The sequence below is a fragment of the Prolinoborus fasciculus genome, from assembly GCF_056724605.1.
In genome coordinates this window covers 1-19,569 of record NZ_JBWZQN010000012.1, presented here as the reverse complement: position 1 = coordinate 19,569, position 19,569 = coordinate 1, and the positions used below count along the sequence as shown (strand labels likewise).

Sequence of the window (19,569 nt, the reverse complement as noted above, 5' to 3'; positions counted from 1 at the left end):
TATGGGCCACCGTTTAAGCAAAATCTACACCCGCACAGGCGATTCAGGTACCACAGGACTCGGTGATGGCTCACGTGTTGCCAAAGATGATTTGCGTATCACAGCACTCGGTGATGTCGACGAACTAAATGCCGTGATTGGCGTATTACGTGCACAAATTTCAGCAAGTAACATTGAAGATCAAGCTACTTGGGATAAATCTTTAAGCCTGATCCAGCACTGGCTATTTGATCTGGGTGGTGAAGTATGTATTCCAGATTTTAATCTGGTGCAATCGGTATCGATTGAGTTTCTGGAAAATGATATCGACCGCATGAATGAAGCGTTGCCGATGTTAAAAGACTTTATTCTGCCTGCCGGAACGCTGGTGTGCAGCTTTGCCCATCAGGCGCGTGCAGTCTGCCGTCGCGCAGAACGCAGCGTGATGTCCGTGCATCACCGTGACCAAAATATTCAGGCAGCGTCACTGCAACTACTTAACCGTTTATCGGACTGGTTATTTGTCGCATCACGCACCCTGCAACGTGCTGAGGGCGGCTCCGAAATACTATGGCAAAAAAATATCAATGACAGCATCGAAAAGTAAAATTATGTTTCAAGTTAGCATCTAAAAATACACGTCAGATGTCTCTTGATTTTACAGAGCATCTGACGAAAATAGAATGTGTCATCCTTCTGTCACGTAGCCCTCGCAAAATGAACTTAACTTTCCCACTCATGAGCATCTTATGCGCATAATTGGACATCGTGGTGCACGTGGCGAAGCCCCTGAAAATACCTTGGGCGGTTTTCAATATATTCAGGAGATCGGCATTCGCGCCGTTGAGTTTGATGTCCGTCAGCTTAAAGACAACGCTTTAATTATCATGCATGATGACGACTTTGTGCGTACCACCGGTTTGCAGAAGCATCTATATGAGTGTAACCGTCAAGATCTTACCCAATATAATCACGCAATGGCCTGGTCAGAATGGAATAAAATCGAAGCAACCCCACTGCTCGATCAAACCTTAAATGTCATTCGAAATTTTGAGCATATTGAAGTCGAAATTAAAAGTGTTGACTCTGAAGCAGCAGCTGAAAAAATCGCGTTTAAAGTCGAACAGCAGTTACAAGGTTATGAGCAGGCAGCCATTATTACCAGCTTTGATGCCAAAATTCTGGATGCTTTCAAACAGCATAACTCACGTTTAAAACGCGGTTTATTGATTGAAACCGATGTTAAACATCAGGCCATTGATCAGGCGCTGGAACTGGGATGCTGTCATATTGGCTGGATGGATGAACTGGCCAGTAAAGACCTGATTCAGGCCACTCAGGCTGCCGAGTTGAATATCAGTGTCTGGACGGTCAATGATGTGACCCGAGCTAAACAGCTGCGAGACTGGGGCATTCAGGGGCTGATTACCGATTATCCAAAATTGATGCTACAACAACTCTAGATAATCTCTCTTAGCCTTGATTGATCTCGGTATTTCTTGACCCAGTTCATGTCGATAATACAATAAGGAAAGCGTGAATCGTCCTTAATCAGATTTTATTTGAAAGTGAAATAAAGTTGTCCAACATCTATATTCCGCAAATTTGCTGATAATATTGTAGAAATTATGAACAACCATTTTCCTCTGATTCATTCGGTTTCCATTTTCTGAAAGAGTGATAATCCTCAGTCACTTAGTAGGAAATCAGAACCCGTCTACGCTCGCAAAATGGTCACTTCTGCCCTACTAATTCTGTTACCGACAAGTACAATACAACCGTACAATAATGCTAGTGATGCCTTAGGGCACATGCTAATATGGACAAGATAGGCTGCTGTTAAAACCAACAGTAGTTTCTGCTTTTTGTTATACCTTCCGAGGTTCTAGGAGTGCTGTTGGAGATGAATGCTCCCTTACCCAAAGCCCCCATCAACTGGATTGCTGTGTTTGCATTGGTATTTTTACCGATTGTAGCCCTGATTGCGATTCCGTTGTATGCGTATCACCATGATTTTAGCGCTGCCGCTTGGATCAGTATGTTTGTTTTACTGGGCGTAAGCAGCCTCGGCATTACAGCAGGATACCATCGCCTGTGGGCACATCGTGCTTATGAAGCCACTTTACCATTAAAAATCATCTTGATGATTATGGGTACATTTGCTGTACAGAATAGTATTTTATTCTGGGCATCTGGTCACCGTACCCATCACCGTCATGTCGATGATGTTGATCAAGACCCGTACTCGATCAATAAAGGCTTCTGGTACGCACATATTGGCTGGATGTTACGTGATTATCCATCTGGTGCTGCCAACTATAAAAATGCGCCAGATCTGTTAAAAGACAAAGTGGTGATGTTTCAGGACAAATACTACGTTCCTTTAGTAATAGCTGTTCATGCCGCGATTTTATTGCCAATTGGCTGGGCAGTCGGCGATGTCTGGGGCGTATTGCTGTTGGGTGGATTAATGCGTTTAATCCTGAGCCATCATGTAACCTTCTTCATTAACTCGCTATGCCACATGTGGGGAAATCGTCCTTATACCGACGAAAATACTGCACGTGACAACTTCGTACTCGCGGTTGCAACTTGGGGTGAGGGTTATCATAACTATCACCACATTTTCCAATACGATTACCGTAACGGCGTAAAATGGTGGCAATACGATCCAACTAAATGGTTGATCTGGACTTGTTCTAAACTTGGTTTAGCTAAAAACTTGCGCCGCATTCCTAGCTTTAATATCAAAAAAGCGGAATTGGCAATGAAGTTTAAATATGCTGAACAGGATCTTGCGGTATATGGCCATGATGTTTCTGAAGATATCTCGGCGGTAAAAACCAAGATCGCACAGGAATATGATGCATTTACCCAAACTTTAAATGACTGGGCGAAGCTGAAAGAACAGGAAATTCAGGTCAAGAAAGCATCGATGGCTGAAAAAATCCATCAGATGGATGACAAGCTGAAAGTTGAATTCCAGCTGGTTGAACAGCGTCTTTCTCATCATCGTCAAACCTTGAATCTACTGGTTCGTAATTTGAAAAAATCTGCAGTTTCTCAATAAAAGCTGTTGAACACTAAAGCCCCGATTGGGGCTTTTTTTATGTCCGAAAGATAACGTGAACTCTCGCTTATACAACAGTTTTATACAGCTATCTTTGTTATAGTAAATTTATTCCAATCCTGTACTGATGCCATGTATTTTAACTCTCGCTATCAAACACTGCCCGCCCGCCTCTATCACCATCAAGTTCCGCTGCCGTTAAAAGGTGCGAAAGCCGGACATTTTAATGCAGCTTTAGCAGAGCAACTGCAATGGTCGGATGAAGACAAGGCGCAATGGGTCGAGATTTGTAGTGGTCAGAAAGTTTTTACTGAATTTGAACCCTTGGCTATGGTCTATGCAGGTCATCAGTTTGGACAATGGGCAGGACAGTTGGGAGATGGTCGCGGGTTGTTGATTGCGCAAATTCTGGATAAAAATAATCAGACCATTGACCTGCATTTAAAAGGTGCTGGTGCAACCCCTTATTCACGCATGGGCGATGGTCGTGCAGTACTGCGTTCAGTCATTCGTGAGTATCTGGCAGGTCATGCCTTAAATGCTTTAGGTGTAGCATCCAGTAATGCAGTTGGTTTTACTTCATCAATCCAAGGTATTCAGCGTGAGAAGCTAGAGCCGGGCGCGATGATGTTGCGTACTTCAGACTGTCATATCCGTTTCGGCCATTTTGAATGGATCAATCAGTATCAGCCAGATCTACTAGCTGAATTTATCCAGAAATGTATCGAATGGCATTATCCAGAATGCCTGCAAGCCGAACAGCCGATTCTGAGCTTTGCCACAAAAGTTATTCAGCGCACTGCGGTGATGATTGCCAAATGGCAACTGGTTGGTTTTGCACATGGCGTGATGAATACTGACAACCTGAATATTACCGGTTCAACTTTGGACTTTGGTCCTTATGGCTTTATGGAGCGCTTCCGTCCGAACTGGATCAATAACCACTCGGATTATCAAGGGCGTTATACCTATCAGCAGCAGCCAAGTATCGGACATTGGAATTTGTGGCAATGGTTAAACAATCTGGTCCCGCTCTGCCCTACAGATTATGACAAAGAACAATGGAAACAGGATTTAGCTGCATGTCTGGAGCATTATGAACCAACATTCTTGGAATATTATAAACATGGTTTAAACCAGAAAATGGGCTTGCCAAGTTTCCATAAAGACAGTTTTGACTGCGCTATGGCCTTTCTGCGAATTTTGCAAAGTGAGCAACTAGACTATACCCAGAGTTTTATCGGGTTGCAAAATAAAGACTATGAAGCCCTTAAAGATGATTGTCTGGACCGACGCCAGTTTGAAGCATTCCTGGCGCAATATAGATCTATCCGTGAACACCAGGATATAGAAGAATTGGATGCCGCCATGCAACTGGCCAATCCGCATTATATTCTGCGGAATCATATGGCACAGAAAGCCATTGAACTGGCAGAGCGGGATGATTTTTCTGAAGTAGACCGTCTGTTTAAATTACTCAGTCAGCCTTACCTGAAACAGCCCGATTTGGAACAGCCTGAAGATTTAGCGCCATTGCCAAGTGATGTGCCTGAAGTGATGGTGAGTTGTTCGTCTTAATAAATAGACTCAAAAAACATGCAAAAAATTGATCAAACTAAATTGACACATGAAATTATTGAAACAGCATATAAGCTGCTTACTCACAAACTCGCATTTGGAGGATTAATTACACATAACGAAAGTGCTTTCCAATTAGAATTAGGACATATTTTAAAAACACTTGGGCAGTTGTATGAGTTTAGGTTAAGCGACAAATTCCATTTAGAGTTTGAAACATTTTTACCTTTAAAAACAACGAGTATTAAGAGTCAATCTGAGCGAGCAAGAATTGATATTTTAATTCGTTATCAAGATGGTGATCATCAAACTTGTGCTGCTATAGAACTAAAATTCTTTAAGAAAAGTAACCATCGGGAACCTAACAACCGTTAAGATGTCTTTAAAGATCTTTCAAATTTAGAACTTTACAAGAGAAATGGAATCGACATTTGTTATTTCATTCTCGCAACTGATCATGCCCACTATTGCAACCAAATAAAATATTCGGATGATACCCGTGATTTTGATTTCAGGCATAAAAGTACGTACAAAGAAGGAACGATATTAAGTTATAGAACTCCTAAGCCTTACGGAAACGATATTACACTCATGCAAGACTATGAGTTTTTATGGGACCAGATTAACGATTTATATTTTCTGAAAGTACAAGTTTAAATAAATGTGGATGGTTAATAATAACATCCACATTTATTTTTTAATCAATCTTCAGGATATTCAAAACGGTAGCCCACACCATACACCGCCTGAATCCACTCATGACGGTTGCCGGTTTCAGCTGCATCGGAAATCTTGCGGCGCAAATTCTTGATATGACTGTCAATGACACGGTCTGCCACATCAAAACTGTCCGGATTAATATGATCCAGCAATTGCGCACGTGAATAGACCTGTCCGACATGCTCCACGAATAACTCCAGCAAACGGAATTCGGTCGGCGTTAAATTCAAGGCTTTTTGTTGATACCAGATGCGCTGTTGTGATTTGTCCATACGGAATAAGTCATTGCTTTCCGGTTCTGATTTACGATCCAGACGACGTAACACAGCCTGTACGCGCGCAACCAGTTCTTTCGGACTAAATGGTTTACAGAGATAATCATCTGCACCCATATTCAGACCCAACACACGGTCAATTTCTTCAGTACGCGCGGTCACCATGATAATTGGCAAATCCGACTGTTCACGGACTTTACGGCAAATGGTCAGACCATCCATACGCGGCACCATCAAGTCCAAAATCATCAGACTCGGTTTACGCTGGGTAAAACTGTTATATGCTTCCTGCCCATCATGAAACATACTGACCTCAAAACCAGCAGCTTCCAGATAGTCTCGCACCAACTGTGCAAGTTCGATTTCATCTTCAACCAGCATGACATGTTTCATCAATATATTTCCTTTATGGTTTCACTTGTTTAGGAAAGCTCAGCTTGCATCGTAAACCACCCAGTGGTGAATGTGCAAAGCTTAAGCTGCCGCCCAGCGCCTGCGTAATTTTACATGATAATGCCAAACCCAGTCCGGTTCCGCCAGTCGCCCGGGTACGAGAATCATCGACACGGTAGAAACGCTCACCAATACGCGCCAGTTGTTCATCAGTCAGACCAAACGGACTATCATCGATATATAAGGTCCATTCTTTATCATCTTGTGTCGTATGAATATGCACCTGCCCGCCTGCTTCAGTATAGCGAATACTGTTACTGAGCAAGTTCGCCACAATCTGTTTAAAACGATCCAGATCCAGATTTAACTCAGTCCCCTCACCGTCTGCATTGACCGTCAATTCAGCCTGCTCAAAATTCGGCTGGAAGTTGATGAGTTCCTGCTGCACCACCTCCCACGGATTCACCGTCGAAAAATAGAATTGTAATTGCTGGGCATCGGCCTGTGCCAGCGCGGCCAGATCTTGGGTCAGTTTTTTCAAGCTGTTTACCTGAGCCAGCATGGATGCAAAATGTTCAGGCGTTGGTTTACGAATCCCGTCCTGCATCGCTTCAATCTGTGCCTGTAAGACTGCTAGTGGCGTTTTTAACTCATGCGAGGTATCTGCCACCCACTGACGGCGTGAGGTTTCATGCTGATCCAGAATCACCGCCAATGCATTTAATTCATTGGATAAATCACCTAATTCATCATTCCGGTTCACTTTAACCTGATATTGATAATTTCCTTGGGTCAAGGCACGTGTACCATTGAGCAAACGTTGAATCGGCTTTTTAAAATAAGTCGCCAATAACAAGGACGCAATCAGACTCGCCAAAATACTGAGTGCATAAACCAGAAATAAATAACGCTTCTGGTTACTAAAGAAATTGATACTTAAGGCATCATCCTGATCCAGAACCGGTTTTAAGCCCAAATAGCCGACAATCTGGTTATTCACCATAATTGGGCGATAAGAGACCTGCTCATCCGAAGCCTCACCGACCACAAAACGACGCTTGGCATCATACAGAGAAAAACGTGAACTGAGACCAAGACGATCCGGCATCTGGATAAACTGTTTCTTGCCGGTCGGCTGCTGTGCTGGCTGTTCCCCATTCTTGCGATCAGCCCTAAACAGATTCTGATTGGAGCTGAGCGGGAATTTCAAGCCTTCAAAGGGCTGAAACTGTGAAGGCAAATTAGATGCCAGCACACGTAATTCTTCTTCATTGACCTGACGTTGTGGCAGCGCCGGATCTACCATACTGGGTGCGACCTGAGCCAGAGTCTGTTCCTGAAAATAACGCTGCTGCAAGGCAATATCATACTGACGGCGTAACCACCAGCGTGACAAACGGTCATAATCATCCGGTGCGGCTTCACCTTCCATCTGGAGGATCTGTGCCTGAATCGCATTGCCCCAGTCCTGATAGACTGCATAGACATCTGCCAGATTTTCAATCACATAATCCAGCTTCTGCATTTCGACATCAGCGACATAACGGGCGAAATTACGCTGCATATTCAGATGCAATACACCCAGACTTACCGTGGTAATGACCAGCGTGGTCAACAGCACGGTCAAAAATAGACGTAATGCAATGGGAATGCGGCGAATGTTCAAAATAGAAATCTCAATTTTTCTTCTATATTCATTATTGTAGCGAACACCGCAGCAAAAAACTCTTCATTGTTTCTTCATCTTTATTGTTTAATCTTTATCTGACATAGAATCAGCTTCTTGACGGGGATAAATACAATGCAAACCATGACAAAAATAGCTTTAATCAGTGCAAGTGTTTTATCAATGGGTGCGTTGACTGCCTGTCAATCCACCAGTAATGTCCCAAACAATGATCACCCCCATATGATGAAACATCATGAAGGCAAAAAACAGCATCTAACTCCCGAACAGCGTGAACAGTTTAAGGCAAAGCGTGCAGAACGCATGCAGTTTGCCAAACAGCTTCAACAGGCCTGCGACAATAAAGCTGTGGGCTCGGCTGTTCAAATCAAGACTGGCGATAAAACCATAGACGGCACCTGCAAGATGGTCTTTAAAGCAGATCATAAAGAGATGAAAAGCCATCGCGACATGAAAGCTGAGCATCGTCCGATGCGTGCCGATATGCGTAGAGGCATGATGCACGGTGAAGTCTTGACGGATGCCAAACGTGCAGAATTGACTAAACAGTTTGATCAGCGCCTCGCTCAACACCAGGCACATCAACAAGCCATGCTACAAGCCTGTCAAAGCAAAAAAGACGGGACTGCTGCACAGATCAAGATGGGTGAACAAACCATCAATGGCAAATGTCATGTCCGTTTCCAGCCTACAGTCTCTGCTTATTAATGCATAGGAATCAAGGCTTCACGACTAGCACCTTCGGGTGCTTTTTTATTGCGTGCTCTTTCATGCATACAGTTGACTATTCCTTTCCTGCAGAATATGACTAAAGTCTTTATACTCAAGACCTTTAATGCATCATACAGATTAATCTTTGACTTTACAGTCACCAAGAAAACACCCCGAAAAGCTTGTACCGCAGGGGAAGTTGTTGCACGATTAGATCATTCCAAACCGTGTCAATGAAGACAGGTTTTAGTTCATCTAAGATTATAACGCTGGTTCAACCAGTATTGAGGAAACCGATATGCCACAATACAAAGCGCCTTTACGTGATATGCAATTTGTGTTGCATGAATTATTAAATGCTGAACAACACTATGCAAATCTCCCTGCATTCCAAGAAAACGTAAGCCGTGAGCTAGTAGATCAGTACTTAGAAGCTGCGGCCGACTTCTGTGAAAACGAATTGTCTCCGATCAACCAGACCGGTGACCGTGAAGGTTGTACCTGGAATGACGGCGTTGTCACGACTCCGACTGGCTTTAAAGAAGCGTACCAAAAATACATCGAACTTGGCTTTCCATCGCTGTCTGCTGAAGAACAATATGGCGGTCAAGCTCTACCTGTTTCTCTAGGAAACGTGATTTCAGAAATGATAGGTACAGCAAACTGGGCATGGGGCATGTACCCAGGTCTTTCTCATGGTGCCGTACGTACTTTAGAACATCACGGTTCAGATGAACAAAAAGACGCTTACCTGCCTAAACTGGTTTCAGGTGAATGGACGGGTACCATGTGTTTAACCGAATCACATGCAGGTTCTGATTTAGGTATTATTCGCACCAAGGCCGAACCTCAGGCCGACGGTAGTTATGCCATCACTGGCGAGAAAATTTTTATCTCTGCTGGCGAACATGACATGGCAGAAAACATCGTGCACATTGTATTGGCACGTTTGCCAGGTGCACCTAAAGGCACCAAAGGTATTTCTTTATTTATCGTACCGAAGTTCAATGTAAATGCAGATGGCTCTTTAGGAGAGCGTAACGCAGTTCGTTGTGGTTCTATCGAACATAAAATGGGAATTCATGGTAACGCCACCTGTGTGCTAAACTTTCAAAACGCGAAAGGTTTTCTGATTGGACCTGAAAACCGCGGCCTGAACTGCATGTTCACGTTCATGAACACAGCACGTATCGGTACAGCAGTTCAAGGTCTTGCAGCATCTGAAGGTTCATTCCAAGGCGCGCTTGCATACGCAAAAGATCGTCTGGCAATGCGCTCTCTTTCTGGCCCGAAAGTACCTGAAAAAGAAGCAGATCCAATCATTGTGCATCCTGCGGTACGCAACATGCTGTTGACGCAAAAAGCATTTGCAGAAGGTGGTCGCGCGCTAGTGTATCTATTGTGTCTACATGCAGATATCGTTGAACAAGCGGCAACAGAAGAGGAACGTAAAGCTTCTGACAACATCTTATCGCTCCTAACTCCAATCGCAAAAGCGTTCTTAACCGAAACAGGTTCAGAGTCTGCAAAACATGGCGTTCAAGTGTTAGGTGGGCATGGTTTTATTTCTGAATATGGTATGGAGCAAATTGTACGTGATACACGCATCTCTACTATTTATGAAGGAACAACCGAGATCCAATCACTTGACTTGTTAGGCCGTAAAGTATTGGGTACGCAAGGTGCAATGTTGAAAGACTTCACTAAGATCATCCATAAATTTGCTGAAGCGCACAAAGACAATGCTGCAATGAAAGAATTCATTGAACCATTGGCTGCCTTGAACAAAGAATGGGGCGACCTGACTATGCAAATTGGTATGCGTGCAATGCAAAACCCTGAAGAAGTCGGTGCGGCTGCAGTGGATTACCTGTACTTCTCTGGTTATGTCACTCTAGCTTACCTATGGGCACGTATGGCATTGGTTGCTCAGGAGCAACTGGCTGCGGGCACCACTGAGGTTGATTTCTACAATGCCAAAGTGACGACAGCACGCTTCTACTTCAAGAAAATCCTGCCACGCGTTCGTTCACACGTTGAAGTGATTGCGACAGGTGTAGAGCCATTGATGAACCTGGATGCGGAACACTTTGCATTCTAAGTTAGTCTCAGACTAGCTACATTTCAGAAAAAGGACGGTCAATCAACAGGCAGTCCTTTTTCTTTATAAAGAGTTACAGAATTAACCTTTAGTCGTCTAACATTCAGATTTTGAGTGTTTTAGACTGATTAAAACTCATTTAATCAAACAATAAACAGGTGACACACCATGCCAATTTATAACGCGCCACTTGCCGATATGAAATTCATCCTGAACGATGTCTTCAATGCAGAACAATTCTGGCAGGCCAATGAAAATCTAGCGCATCTGGATGCTGCGACAGCAGAAGCGATTCTTGAAGAAATGGCAAAATTTTCTCAAAACGTCATGCTTCCTCTGAACCGTACCGGCGATGAAGAAGGCGCAAAAATTGAAAATGGTAATGTGACCACACCTGCTGGCTTTAAAGAAGCGTTCAAACAATATGCAGAAGGTGGCTGGATTGGTCTGGGCGCAGATATGGAATGGGGCGGCCAGGAAATGCCGAAAATGCTAACGGTACTTTCTGATGAAATGCTGTTCGCGACCAACCCATCTTTCATGCTCTATCCACTGCTTTCTGTTGGTGCAGGCATGGCGCTGAACAGCTACGCTTCACAAGCACAAAAAGAAACCTATTTACCTAAAATTTATTCAGGTGAATGGTCAGGCACGATGTGCTTAACCGAGCCACATGCCGGTACTGATCTGGGTATTATCAAGACCAAAGCTGAACGTAACGAAGACGGCACTTATAGCATCAGCGGCACCAAGATTTTCATCACGGGTGGTGATCATGACCTGGCGGAAAATATTATTCACCTCGTTCTAGCGAAAACCCCAGATGCGCCTGCCGGCTCTCGTGGTATTTCCCTGTTCATCGTACCGAAATTCTTGGTGAATGAAGATGGTTCTATTGGCGAACGTAACCCGGTCGGCCCAGGTTCAATCGAACACAAGATGGGGATCAAGGCATCTGCGACTTGTGTAATGAACTTTGACGGTGCCAAAGGTTACCTGGTTGGTAAAGAAAACGAAGGTCTGGCTGCGATGTTCGTGATGATGAACTACGAACGTCTGTCGATGGGTATCCAAGGCCTAGGTGCTTCTGAATTCGCTTATCAAAACGCTGCGCAATATGCGACAGACCGTTTACAGGGTCGCAGCGCGGCTGGCGTTCAATCACCAAACAAACCTGCGGACAGTATTCTAGTGCATGGTGATGTACGCCGTATGCTGCTGAATGTACGTGCCAATAATGAAGCTTCACGTGCATTCGCCGTGTATGTAGGTCAACAGTTGGATATCACCAAATTCTCGACTGATCCTGAAGCGGTGAAAAAAGCCAATGACCGTGTTGCGCTATTAACACCAATCGCGAAAGCGTATTTAACGGATACCGCATTCCAAGCGACATTAGATGCACAAATGGTCTTCGGTGGTCATGGCTATATCCGTGAATGGGGCTTGGAGCAATGTATCCGTGACCTGCGTATTTCCCAGATCTATGAAGGCACCAACGGCGTACAGTCACAAGATTTGATCGGCCGTAAAACCATTAAATGTGGCGGCGAATATATCTCTGAATATATCTCTGAAATCCGTGACTTTGCCAATAGTCTGGATGCAGACCTGAACTTCATTAAAGATGCCACATTGGATGCAGCGACTGAAGTTGAATCAGTGACTCAGTATATTCTGGAAGCAGCAAGAGAAAGTCATGACTTTCCGAATGCGACCGCAGTCGACTATCTGCACGCTGTAGGTCTGTTGAGTTTCTCTTATATGTTTGCGCGCATTGCCAATGCAGCGAAAAATAAAGAGGGTGATTTCTATCAGAACAAACTCGCTTTGGCACGTTATTTTGTGCAACGCATTCTGCCTGAACTGGCATTACGCATTACTAAAGTGAAATCAGGTTCTGACGTCATCATGAACTTCTCTGAAGATTATTTCACGACTCAAGCTTAAGCTGAAAATCTGCAATAAAAACGCCTGCATCAGCAGGCGTTTTTTATGAAAATGCAACAATTAAACTTTTTGAATTAGCAAGGTATCCGTCTGATTATTGCTTTTCGGATTCGAATGTTTATTCACAATTTTGATATTCCCCTCTGACTCTAAAGACTCGCAGAGCTCCACCACCTTTTGCATATCTTCAGCCTTAATGCCTACGCCGAGGATTAATTTTTTTCCGGCTTCTAATTGGCTAATTTTTGTTTGAATTTTATCTAACACTTTTTTCTCCTATTTATTCAATGTTACCACCCATACAATATAGCAATTTAGTCTAAAAAAAGCGCAAAAGTTCAAATAATTTAATCTTTATTTTTCATTCAATCATTCTGTGCATGATCTTTGCACGTTATTCTGCAACTATCTTTATTTCACATGAAAAATCAGGAGGATAATATGTCTAAATCACGTCCGAAAATTGAAAAATTTGAAGCTCTCCTCGACCGTCTTGGCAATCTTGCTGTAGAAAGCTTTCATTATATTGCGCTGTTTATTATTGGCTGTATGGTGATCTGGTCCGCTGGCCATACCGTCATTGACATTCTGACCGTGAAACAGTTCGCCACCATTGACGACATTCTTCTGTTGTTTATTTATCTGGAACTTGGTGCCATGGTCGGCATCTATTTCAAAACCAACCATATGCCAGTACGTTTCCTGATTTATATTGCCATTACTGCACTGACCCGTTTGCTGATTGCAGATATTCAACACACGCATAAAGCCAGCATGGATCTGGTGATTATTACCGGTTCGATTCTGATTCTGGCCTTTGCGATATTAGTGGTGCGCTATGCCTCATGGACTTATCCATCCGTGATTCGTGACAAACATAGTGAAAAGCCATTACCCCTTGGCAAAACACCGCGTCCAGAAGATGATGAATTGGCATAGTCTTTTAAGCCCTCTTTTTTTTGCACTTCAGCTTAAAGTAATACTTAAGCCTCGTTTAGGGTTTTGGGAGATTTATCTCAAGCAATCTCTCCCTTGCGTAGCAGTGCTACTCATCTCCTCACAGGAGAGGGAACTATTTTGGTCTTTTTGAGTTATTGACGTTTATAACTGAATTATCCGTTCAGAGTTTAGAGCAGTTTAACGATTCGGCACCAGCACATAGCGTCCGTTTTCATAAATCCAGTAGCTGCCACGCGGTGGTGCTGGTAACCCTAAACGCTGCCAATCGGTAATTACCGTATATCTCGAACTTTCAATCCGGGCAACATTCGGATCACCATTGACCCAGCTATAACTATTCGAATTTTGATAAATAGTGGTCGGTGCCTGATACTGAATGTTTAATCCACTTTGACTCTGTGCAGGTGGATAGCCCCAATATGGTGGTCGTTGCGGGTAATGTGGTCTTGGTGGCAGCGGACGTTGCGGATAATGCTGCCGTGGTGGATCATAAGATCGTGGTGCGCTGCGATACTTCGGTACAGATCGGTCTACACCACCATAACCCACCCAAGCATTGCCAGCCATACTTTGTGTAGAAGCTCCCAATAGCAATGCAGCGAATATTGCACTCAAGAATACTATTTTCATCTGCGCTTCCTGTTAATACCTTGTCTATATTTTAAACAAAATAGATGCAGAAAATATGGATAAGGCTGCTGAGCCTGCAATTTTTTGTAATGCGCTTGCCTATTTTCAATCTAGCGGGCTCATCGGCATCCTGTGGCTTTATGCTAAAATCACTTTTTTAATGTTTCGAGTTGAATACTGTGTCTGATTTAAATTTCGATCGTTTGCATGAATATTTTTCTAAAGTGCCGAGTGTTCAGAAAGAACGGATTGATAGCTATGGTTCAGATGGCAAGCAGGCATGGTGGTTTAAATTTCAGATCAATGTAGATCATCCGCTGGCTTGGCAAACTGTGCAAGAACTAGGTCATGTCCTGAACTATATTTCTAAAAATGAACGTCTTCCAACTCAGTTCCTTCCAGTTTCTCCACCGCCATATATGAATGGTATAGCCAAAGATTTCCTGTCTTGGGTGATCCAGTGTAATCACGCAGATTTCCCGCCAGATGTGGTTTGTGACTGGTTAGAAGCGCGTTTGCCAAATCCGGTCGATGATGAAGCGCAATGGAAAATTAAAACCGATATTTCTGAGCTGGATCAATTAACGGATAAAGAGCTGGATCAGCTGGTTCCGCCAAATCCAGAATCAAAAAGCTGATAATAAAAAATCTTCCTAAATCCCTCTTTTTTTAAAGAGGGACTTTCCTCCCTTTTTTAAAAGGGAGGTCAGGAGGGATTTAAAATCAAAACGTCGACCAGCCACTCCATTCCATAAAACGATACAGCCAATATTTAAAGAACGAGTTTTCTGCATATTGAGTGTAATCTACGCTCATCGAACGACCATTCAGATTTGACCATGCACCGTCAAAATATTGCTGGGCATCCTTGAACACTTCGGCCTGAGGCTGCCCCAGCACGCGCATATTGGTTTCCAGATTATAGTTTTTCAGATTCCGTACGGTAAAATTAGCCGAGCCTAAAATCATTTCAGCTTGCTGAGCATTGCGCTTCATCAGTATTTTGCTATGACATTGCTCACCCTGAGTACGGCACCAGCGCACATCAATACCTGCTTTATGCAGTTCCCAAGCCACTTGCCGGTTTGGAATTCCGTTTTTCTCACGGCCAAAAGCATCTTTATTTGGATCGAGTAAAACCCGGACTTTGACACCACGCTCATGTGCCGCGATCAGGCTTTTAATAATTTTGCGCTCAGACAGATAAAACATCGCCAGATCAATCTGCTCATTGGCTTTGGCGGTCTGAATGAGATTCAAAATCGCATCATAAATAGCTTTTTCAGTTAGCACCTGAACTTGTGGCTGGCTGCTGTCTGCCTGAAAATCCCCGGCGACAATGGCAGGCATATTGGCTTGTGACATCATGCCGACAGATTGCTCGGTTTTCAGGATATCCACAGCGGTGCTACCCCAGACCAATAAACCGATATTGGAATGGCGTGAACTGCCATCATGCGGATTCATGGATGTGACCAGTGCTTTCCAGCCCTGATCGGTATCTACCACCATGGTTTTACGATGATTGGCTTTAAAGTTAAACAGCTCAAAATAACTGCGCAGGGTAATTTTTTCTGTTCCAAATGGATTCGGCAACCAGCCCTTTTCCGGATTATTGCCAATGCCCTGGCAACAGATATACCAGAAGCCCGACCAGCCTGGATTGGAAGCCCGCAATGGCGTCAGATTGGTTTCAATCACATCAACACCGTGCTGACGTAGGGCTCGATACTGCTCGGATCGAATTCCGCCATAGACCGAATTGATCGGATCGGTAATAAATTTGATTTCTACCTCAGGTTGCAGCAGACGTTTACTGATTAAAGCATCCGTCAGTTGTTGACTTAATGCCTGATGTTCCTGCGTAGATACCCCCGTTTGCTGATTAAATAAAAACATATCCAGCACGATCAGCGATTTGGCTTCTTCAATCATATGCAGCATTTCATTAAAAATGCGATGATCTAGATGCTGTTTTCCTTCGGCATCCAGATAAGTCTGATCAGCCAGAAATTTGACTTCGGCATGACGCATTTTGCCTGTGTAATTCAGACCTTCCGGCAAAGGCTTATAAGTGTGGTAGATCGCTGAAGCCAGATAACCCACGGCCAGCATACTAATGATCAAAGTCGCATAACGGCGATTCGACCAGTTCAATTTATTGTGAATTCGTTGAAAGATACGCATAAGATAAAACCTAACCCAATATACTCAGGCTAGGTTTTATCTTATGATTTTTCAAGTAGATTTCAGTGAGATCTAGATGATTTGGTCAATTATTTCAGTAGACCTGTTAGAAATCATATTGCACGCCGACAGTAAAGTTGCGACCCACCTGCGGAATATTCGACAGGAAGGAAGTATGTGAATACACCTGATCATCAAGCAGGTTGTTGGCCTTGAAATAAACCCTATAAGCATTGTTATCTGCAAGGCTATTGGCATAGCTTAAGCCCACATTCACCATATTGTAGCCTTGGGTTTCATCTTCATAGCTGGCGATTTTGTCCTGATTAAAGACATGATAATACTCAGCCAAACCTGACCAGCCATCGGCAAAGTCTGCTTCGACTTTGGTGCCTAAGCGACCTGCAGGTACCCGTGGTGCATTTTCGCCTTCAATCTTGCCACGCACATAATCCCCAAAGACGCTGAGCTTATACATATCATTGATCTGATAACCGGCTTGTGCTTCTGTACCATAAAATCTGGCTTTGTCTTGGGTATATTGCACGCCACGTAAATTACCTTTCTGCGCTACCGTTTCGCCATAGATATAATCATCAAACCAGTTGTGATACACGTGCACATGGTAATCCAGTTTATCCCCTTCATAATGCAGACCTAACTCGAGATTATTTGAAGTTTCTTTATCGAGATCAGGATTACCTAGTTCATAGGTATTGGTCGCAAAATGCAAGCCATCAGCATAGAGTTCTTGAGCTAAAGGCAAACGCTGCTGATGTGATCCCACTACAGAAAGTTTGTAGTTCGGTGCAAATTCCCAGTTGGCAGCAGCGGATGCAGAAACACCAGTCCCCGAATAATCTTTCTGATCCGAATCTACTTTCACTTTTTGATGATCGACACGCGCACCAAGTTCAACATGCACATCGCCAAGTTGCTTATGTTCTAAAGCAAAAAGACTGAATTTGTCAGTTTTTGTGTCCGGCATCACGACACTAGAACCATGAACATGATGTTCTTCATCGTCCTCATCGCCATCTTCATGATGGTCATGCTCTGATGCGGCAAGATTAATTTTTTGCTGTGAAATCTGGGTTCCGATCACCCCCTCCCAACCTGCAACTGGCACGTGCACCAACTCTAAACGACCGTCATAACCTTTGCTTTTAAAGTTACTGATCACTTCATTTTCTTCAAGTTCATCGTGTTCATAATCGGTCATGCTGGCATGTACACGTAGTTTTTCAACACCGGCAAAAGGTTGTTCCAGTTCGGTGCGTACTTCATAGCGTTCAGATTTTAAATCTACCCATGGTCCACCATGCTCTTCATGGGCTGGTGCATCTGGGTCAGGTGTTGGACAACCATGAAAATGATCACCATGTAAAACACAACCATGATATTCATGACTATGTCCGGGCAAGCCATACTGATCCTGACGGTTACTATAGGACAAACCAACAAAACCACGATCATGAATCCATGATCCACCAATATTGACTGTCTGTCCTTCAGCAAAAGTATTGCCCACACGACGTTCTTTTTCTAATTCGTCATCATGCTCATGAAAATAATCCGGTGCAATATAATCATTGGCGTTACGCTTTGAGCCTTCTACACGCAAAGCAAAGTTTTCACCAATACCCGCTGTCACACCAGCACTTACCAGTTTTTCATCACTGCCTGAGTTATAACGGAGGCCGACTGTACCTTCTAAACCATCTTCAGGCATTTGAGTTGGGATTTTTTGATCAGTGACATTCACCAACCCACCGACTGTACCGGCACCATAAAGCAAGGTTGATGGACCGCGAATCACTTCGACCTGTTTCGCCAGAATCGGATCAACGGTGACAGCATGGTCAGGAGATAAAGTAGATACATCCGCTGTTTCAGAAGCATGTTGCAACACTTTCACACGTGGACCATCTTGACCACGAATCACAGGACGACTTGAGCCTGAACCATATTGATTAGAATAAACACCAAGCTCATCTGCCAAGGCATCACCAATGGTAGTGGCACGTTCAGACAGCGCTTTCTGATCCACGACATGATCTGCAACCGCAAAATCTGCCGCAGTCTGCACCAATGGATGAGCTTGCACCTGAATCGTGTCCATGGTCTGCACCGGGATAGAAGATGAGGATTGCTCTGCAAATACTGTAGGCGCAACTACAGCAAAAATTGACAATGTTATTAGATTCTTAGGGAAGGACATGACCGAAGCTCAAATTCAGTAATCTGGGTGAATGTTATAATATAACATTTCATTGTTTTTGCAATCCTTTACGACACTCAGTGATATATTTTATCAAATGGAGCGTAAAACTCCGTCCTTCATGACAGAGATATAAGTGACACGACATAAAATCTCGTTGGATTTTTTTTAAATTCACACCTTTAATTTAACATGAGCTAATATAAGCCCATGAAAACACTTAAATTACGAATAAAAGACAAACATTGCAAGGTGCTAGACCAATTAGCATCTGAGGTGAACTTTGTCTGGAATTATGTCAATGATTTAGGGTTCAAACATTTAAAAAGAAAAGGTGAATTTCTATCAGCTTACGATGTATCGAAATACACGAAAGGCGCATCTAAAGAATGCAGCCTACATAGTCAAACCATTCAGGCTGTGACAGAAGAATTAGTAACAAGACGCAAGCAATTCAAAAAAGCAAAGCTAAAATGGCGTGTAAGTAACAAGAAATCAGCAAGGCGCTCTCTTGGTTGGATACCCTTTAAAAAAGTAGCCATCAAATCTGCTGATGGATCTGTTCAATACGGTAAGCACCAATTCAAGCTATGGGACAGCTACGGATTAAGCCAATACAGCATTAAAACAGGCGCATTCGTTGAGGATGCTCGCGGGCGCTGGTATGTCTGCCTGGTGGTGGATAGCCCTAAAGCTGAGAAACCCACCACTACCAAAGCGATTGGTATTGATCTTGGCTTAAAGGATATTGCGACCTGTTCGGATGGAACTATCATTTCCAATCCCAAGTTCTATCGAAAATATGAACAGAAACTAGGAATTGCTCAACGAGCGAGAAATAAAAAGCGTGTCCGTGCATTACACGCCAAAATTGCAAACTGTCGTAAAGACCATTTGCACAAGGCCAGCACCCAACTGGTGAGGGAGAATGCACTGATTGTTGTAGGTGACTTGAGTGCGAAGAAACTGCTCAAAACCAGGATGGCGAAGTCGGTCCTGGATACAGGATTTTCAGCACTCAAAACAATGCTCAAGTATAAATGCGAGAACGCAAGCGTATTGTTTGAAGAAGTCAATGAGTCCTATACCACCCAGATCTGCTCGTGC

General features: G+C 43.5%; 17 protein-coding genes. 11 read left to right on the top strand and 6 right to left on the bottom strand.

What is annotated here, in order from left to right; translation table 11 throughout:
- Nucleotide 1 precedes the first annotated feature (1 nt).
- From AC1P5O_RS04445 to AC1P5O_RS04425, 5 genes are all read left to right on the top strand, one after another.
- The gene (locus AC1P5O_RS04445; RefSeq protein ID WP_005261875.1) at nt 2-586 is read left to right on the top strand and encodes a cob(I)yrinic acid a,c-diamide adenosyltransferase; all 585 of its coding nucleotides are present in this window, start codon (nt 2-4) and stop codon (nt 584-586) included.
- A 142-nt stretch (nt 587-728) separates the two neighbouring features.
- Entirely contained in the window at nt 729-1,442 is a 714-nt protein-coding gene (locus AC1P5O_RS04440) for a glycerophosphodiester phosphodiesterase (protein ID WP_348942192.1), read from the top strand.
- 440 nt (nt 1,443-1,882) lie between these two features.
- The gene (locus AC1P5O_RS04435; RefSeq protein ID WP_004647507.1) at nt 1,883-3,049 is read left to right on the top strand and encodes an acyl-CoA desaturase; all 1,167 of its coding nucleotides are present in this window, start codon (nt 1,883-1,885) and stop codon (nt 3,047-3,049) included.
- 132 nt (nt 3,050-3,181) lie between these two features.
- Complete coding sequence (locus tag AC1P5O_RS04430; protein WP_348942191.1) at nt 3,182-4,627, top strand: protein adenylyltransferase SelO; 1,446 nt, start codon at nt 3,182-3,184, stop codon at nt 4,625-4,627.
- A gap of 18 nt (nt 4,628-4,645) precedes the next feature.
- The gene (locus AC1P5O_RS04425; RefSeq protein ID WP_005261868.1) at nt 4,646-5,002 is read left to right on the top strand and encodes a hypothetical protein; all 357 of its coding nucleotides are present in this window, start codon (nt 4,646-4,648) and stop codon (nt 5,000-5,002) included.
- Between the two features lie 326 nt (nt 5,003-5,328).
- Here AC1P5O_RS04425 and AC1P5O_RS04420 read toward each other — a convergent pair whose 3' ends face one another.
- The gene (locus tag AC1P5O_RS04420) at nt 5,329-6,015 is read right to left on the bottom strand and encodes a response regulator (protein WP_005261866.1); all 687 of its coding nucleotides are present in this window, start codon (nt 6,013-6,015) and stop codon (nt 5,329-5,331) included.
- 13 nt (nt 6,016-6,028) lie between these two features.
- Nucleotides 6,029-7,681 carry a sensor histidine kinase efflux regulator BaeS gene (gene baeS / locus AC1P5O_RS04415; RefSeq protein WP_348942295.1) on the bottom strand — a complete coding sequence of 551 codons (1,653 nt, stop codon included), beginning with the start codon at nt 7,679-7,681 and terminating at the stop codon, nt 6,029-6,031.
- 135 nt (nt 7,682-7,816) lie between these two features.
- Between baeS and AC1P5O_RS04410 the strand changes: the two genes are divergently transcribed.
- The 3 genes from AC1P5O_RS04410 to AC1P5O_RS04400 all read left to right on the top strand — a co-directional run bounded on the left by AC1P5O_RS04410 (nt 7,817) and on the right by AC1P5O_RS04400 (nt 12,464).
- Nucleotides 7,817-8,410, top strand: a complete 594-nt coding sequence (locus AC1P5O_RS04410) for a hypothetical protein (RefSeq protein ID WP_005261862.1) — start codon at nt 7,817-7,819, stop codon at nt 8,408-8,410.
- A gap of 301 nt (nt 8,411-8,711) precedes the next feature.
- Complete coding sequence (locus AC1P5O_RS04405) at nt 8,712-10,514, top strand: acyl-CoA dehydrogenase C-terminal domain-containing protein (RefSeq protein ID WP_005261860.1); 1,803 nt, start codon at nt 8,712-8,714, stop codon at nt 10,512-10,514.
- 168 nt (nt 10,515-10,682) lie between these two features.
- Nucleotides 10,683-12,464, top strand: a complete 1,782-nt coding sequence (locus tag AC1P5O_RS04400; RefSeq protein ID WP_005261858.1) for an acyl-CoA dehydrogenase C-terminal domain-containing protein — start codon at nt 10,683-10,685, stop codon at nt 12,462-12,464.
- A gap of 60 nt (nt 12,465-12,524) precedes the next feature.
- Here the strand turns inward: AC1P5O_RS04400 and AC1P5O_RS04395 are convergent, their stop codons facing one another.
- Entirely contained in the window at nt 12,525-12,731 is a 207-nt protein-coding gene (locus tag AC1P5O_RS04395; RefSeq protein ID WP_005261855.1) for a hypothetical protein, read from the bottom strand.
- A 174-nt stretch (nt 12,732-12,905) separates the two neighbouring features.
- Here AC1P5O_RS04395 and AC1P5O_RS04390 point away from each other — a divergent pair, with 174 nt between their 5' ends.
- On the top strand, nt 12,906-13,403 hold the full coding sequence (locus tag AC1P5O_RS04390; protein ID WP_004647497.1) for a phosphate-starvation-inducible protein PsiE: 498 nt from the start codon (nt 12,906-12,908) through the stop codon (nt 13,401-13,403).
- A 198-nt stretch (nt 13,404-13,601) separates the two neighbouring features.
- On the opposite strand, the gene AC1P5O_RS04385 is transcribed toward AC1P5O_RS04390, so the two are convergent.
- Nucleotides 13,602-14,054: an RcnB family protein gene (locus AC1P5O_RS04385; RefSeq protein WP_005261853.1), complete on the bottom strand. Its 453-nt coding sequence runs from the start codon at nt 14,052-14,054 to the stop codon at nt 13,602-13,604.
- A gap of 179 nt (nt 14,055-14,233) precedes the next feature.
- On the opposite strand from AC1P5O_RS04385, the gene AC1P5O_RS04380 reads away from it, so the two are divergent.
- Nucleotides 14,234-14,692, top strand: a complete 459-nt coding sequence (locus tag AC1P5O_RS04380) for a hypothetical protein (protein ID WP_004732999.1) — start codon at nt 14,234-14,236, stop codon at nt 14,690-14,692.
- An 85-nt stretch (nt 14,693-14,777) separates the two neighbouring features.
- Here AC1P5O_RS04380 and AC1P5O_RS04375 read toward each other — a convergent pair whose 3' ends face one another.
- A complete protein-coding gene (locus tag AC1P5O_RS04375; RefSeq protein ID WP_348942296.1) occupies nt 14,778-16,241 on the bottom strand; it encodes a phospholipase D-like domain-containing protein in 1,464 nt (487 codons plus the stop codon).
- A 106-nt stretch (nt 16,242-16,347) separates the two neighbouring features.
- A complete protein-coding gene (gene znuD / locus AC1P5O_RS04370) occupies nt 16,348-18,462 on the bottom strand; it encodes a zinc piracy TonB-dependent receptor ZnuD (protein ID WP_164542773.1) in 2,115 nt (704 codons plus the stop codon).
- 210 nt (nt 18,463-18,672) lie between these two features.
- Between znuD and AC1P5O_RS04365 the strand changes: the two genes are divergently transcribed.
- Nucleotides 18,673-19,569, top strand: an 897-nt coding sequence (locus AC1P5O_RS04365; protein ID WP_499005743.1) for an RNA-guided endonuclease InsQ/TnpB family protein, incomplete at its 3' end; no start/stop codon positions are given.

Bases quoted from the DNA above. Each gene is read 5' to 3' on its own strand.
- AC1P5O_RS04445 (WP_005261875.1), top strand. From the start codon at position 2: ATGGGCCACCGTTTAAGCAAAATCTACACCCGCACAGGCGATTCAGGT.
- AC1P5O_RS04440 (WP_348942192.1), top strand. From the start codon at position 729: ATGCGCATAATTGGACATCGTGGTGCACGTGGCGAAGCCCCTGAAAAT.
- AC1P5O_RS04435 (WP_004647507.1), top strand. From the start codon at position 1,883: ATGAATGCTCCCTTACCCAAAGCCCCCATCAACTGGATTGCTGTGTTT.
- AC1P5O_RS04430 (WP_348942191.1), top strand. From the start codon at position 3,182: ATGTATTTTAACTCTCGCTATCAAACACTGCCCGCCCGCCTCTATCAC.
- AC1P5O_RS04425 (WP_005261868.1), top strand. From the start codon at position 4,646: ATGCAAAAAATTGATCAAACTAAATTGACACATGAAATTATTGAAACA.
- AC1P5O_RS04420 (WP_005261866.1), bottom strand. From the start codon at position 6,015: ATGAAACATGTCATGCTGGTTGAAGATGAAATCGAACTTGCACAGTTG.
- AC1P5O_RS04410 (WP_005261862.1), top strand. From the start codon at position 7,817: ATGCAAACCATGACAAAAATAGCTTTAATCAGTGCAAGTGTTTTATCA.
- AC1P5O_RS04405 (WP_005261860.1), top strand. From the start codon at position 8,712: ATGCCACAATACAAAGCGCCTTTACGTGATATGCAATTTGTGTTGCAT.
- AC1P5O_RS04400 (WP_005261858.1), top strand. From the start codon at position 10,683: ATGCCAATTTATAACGCGCCACTTGCCGATATGAAATTCATCCTGAAC.
- AC1P5O_RS04390 (WP_004647497.1), top strand. From the start codon at position 12,906: ATGTCTAAATCACGTCCGAAAATTGAAAAATTTGAAGCTCTCCTCGAC.
- AC1P5O_RS04385 (WP_005261853.1), bottom strand. From the start codon at position 14,054: ATGAAAATAGTATTCTTGAGTGCAATATTCGCTGCATTGCTATTGGGA.
- AC1P5O_RS04375 (WP_348942296.1), bottom strand. From the start codon at position 16,241: ATGCGTATCTTTCAACGAATTCACAATAAATTGAACTGGTCGAATCGC.
- znuD (WP_164542773.1), bottom strand. From the start codon at position 18,462: ATGTCCTTCCCTAAGAATCTAATAACATTGTCAATTTTTGCTGTAGTT.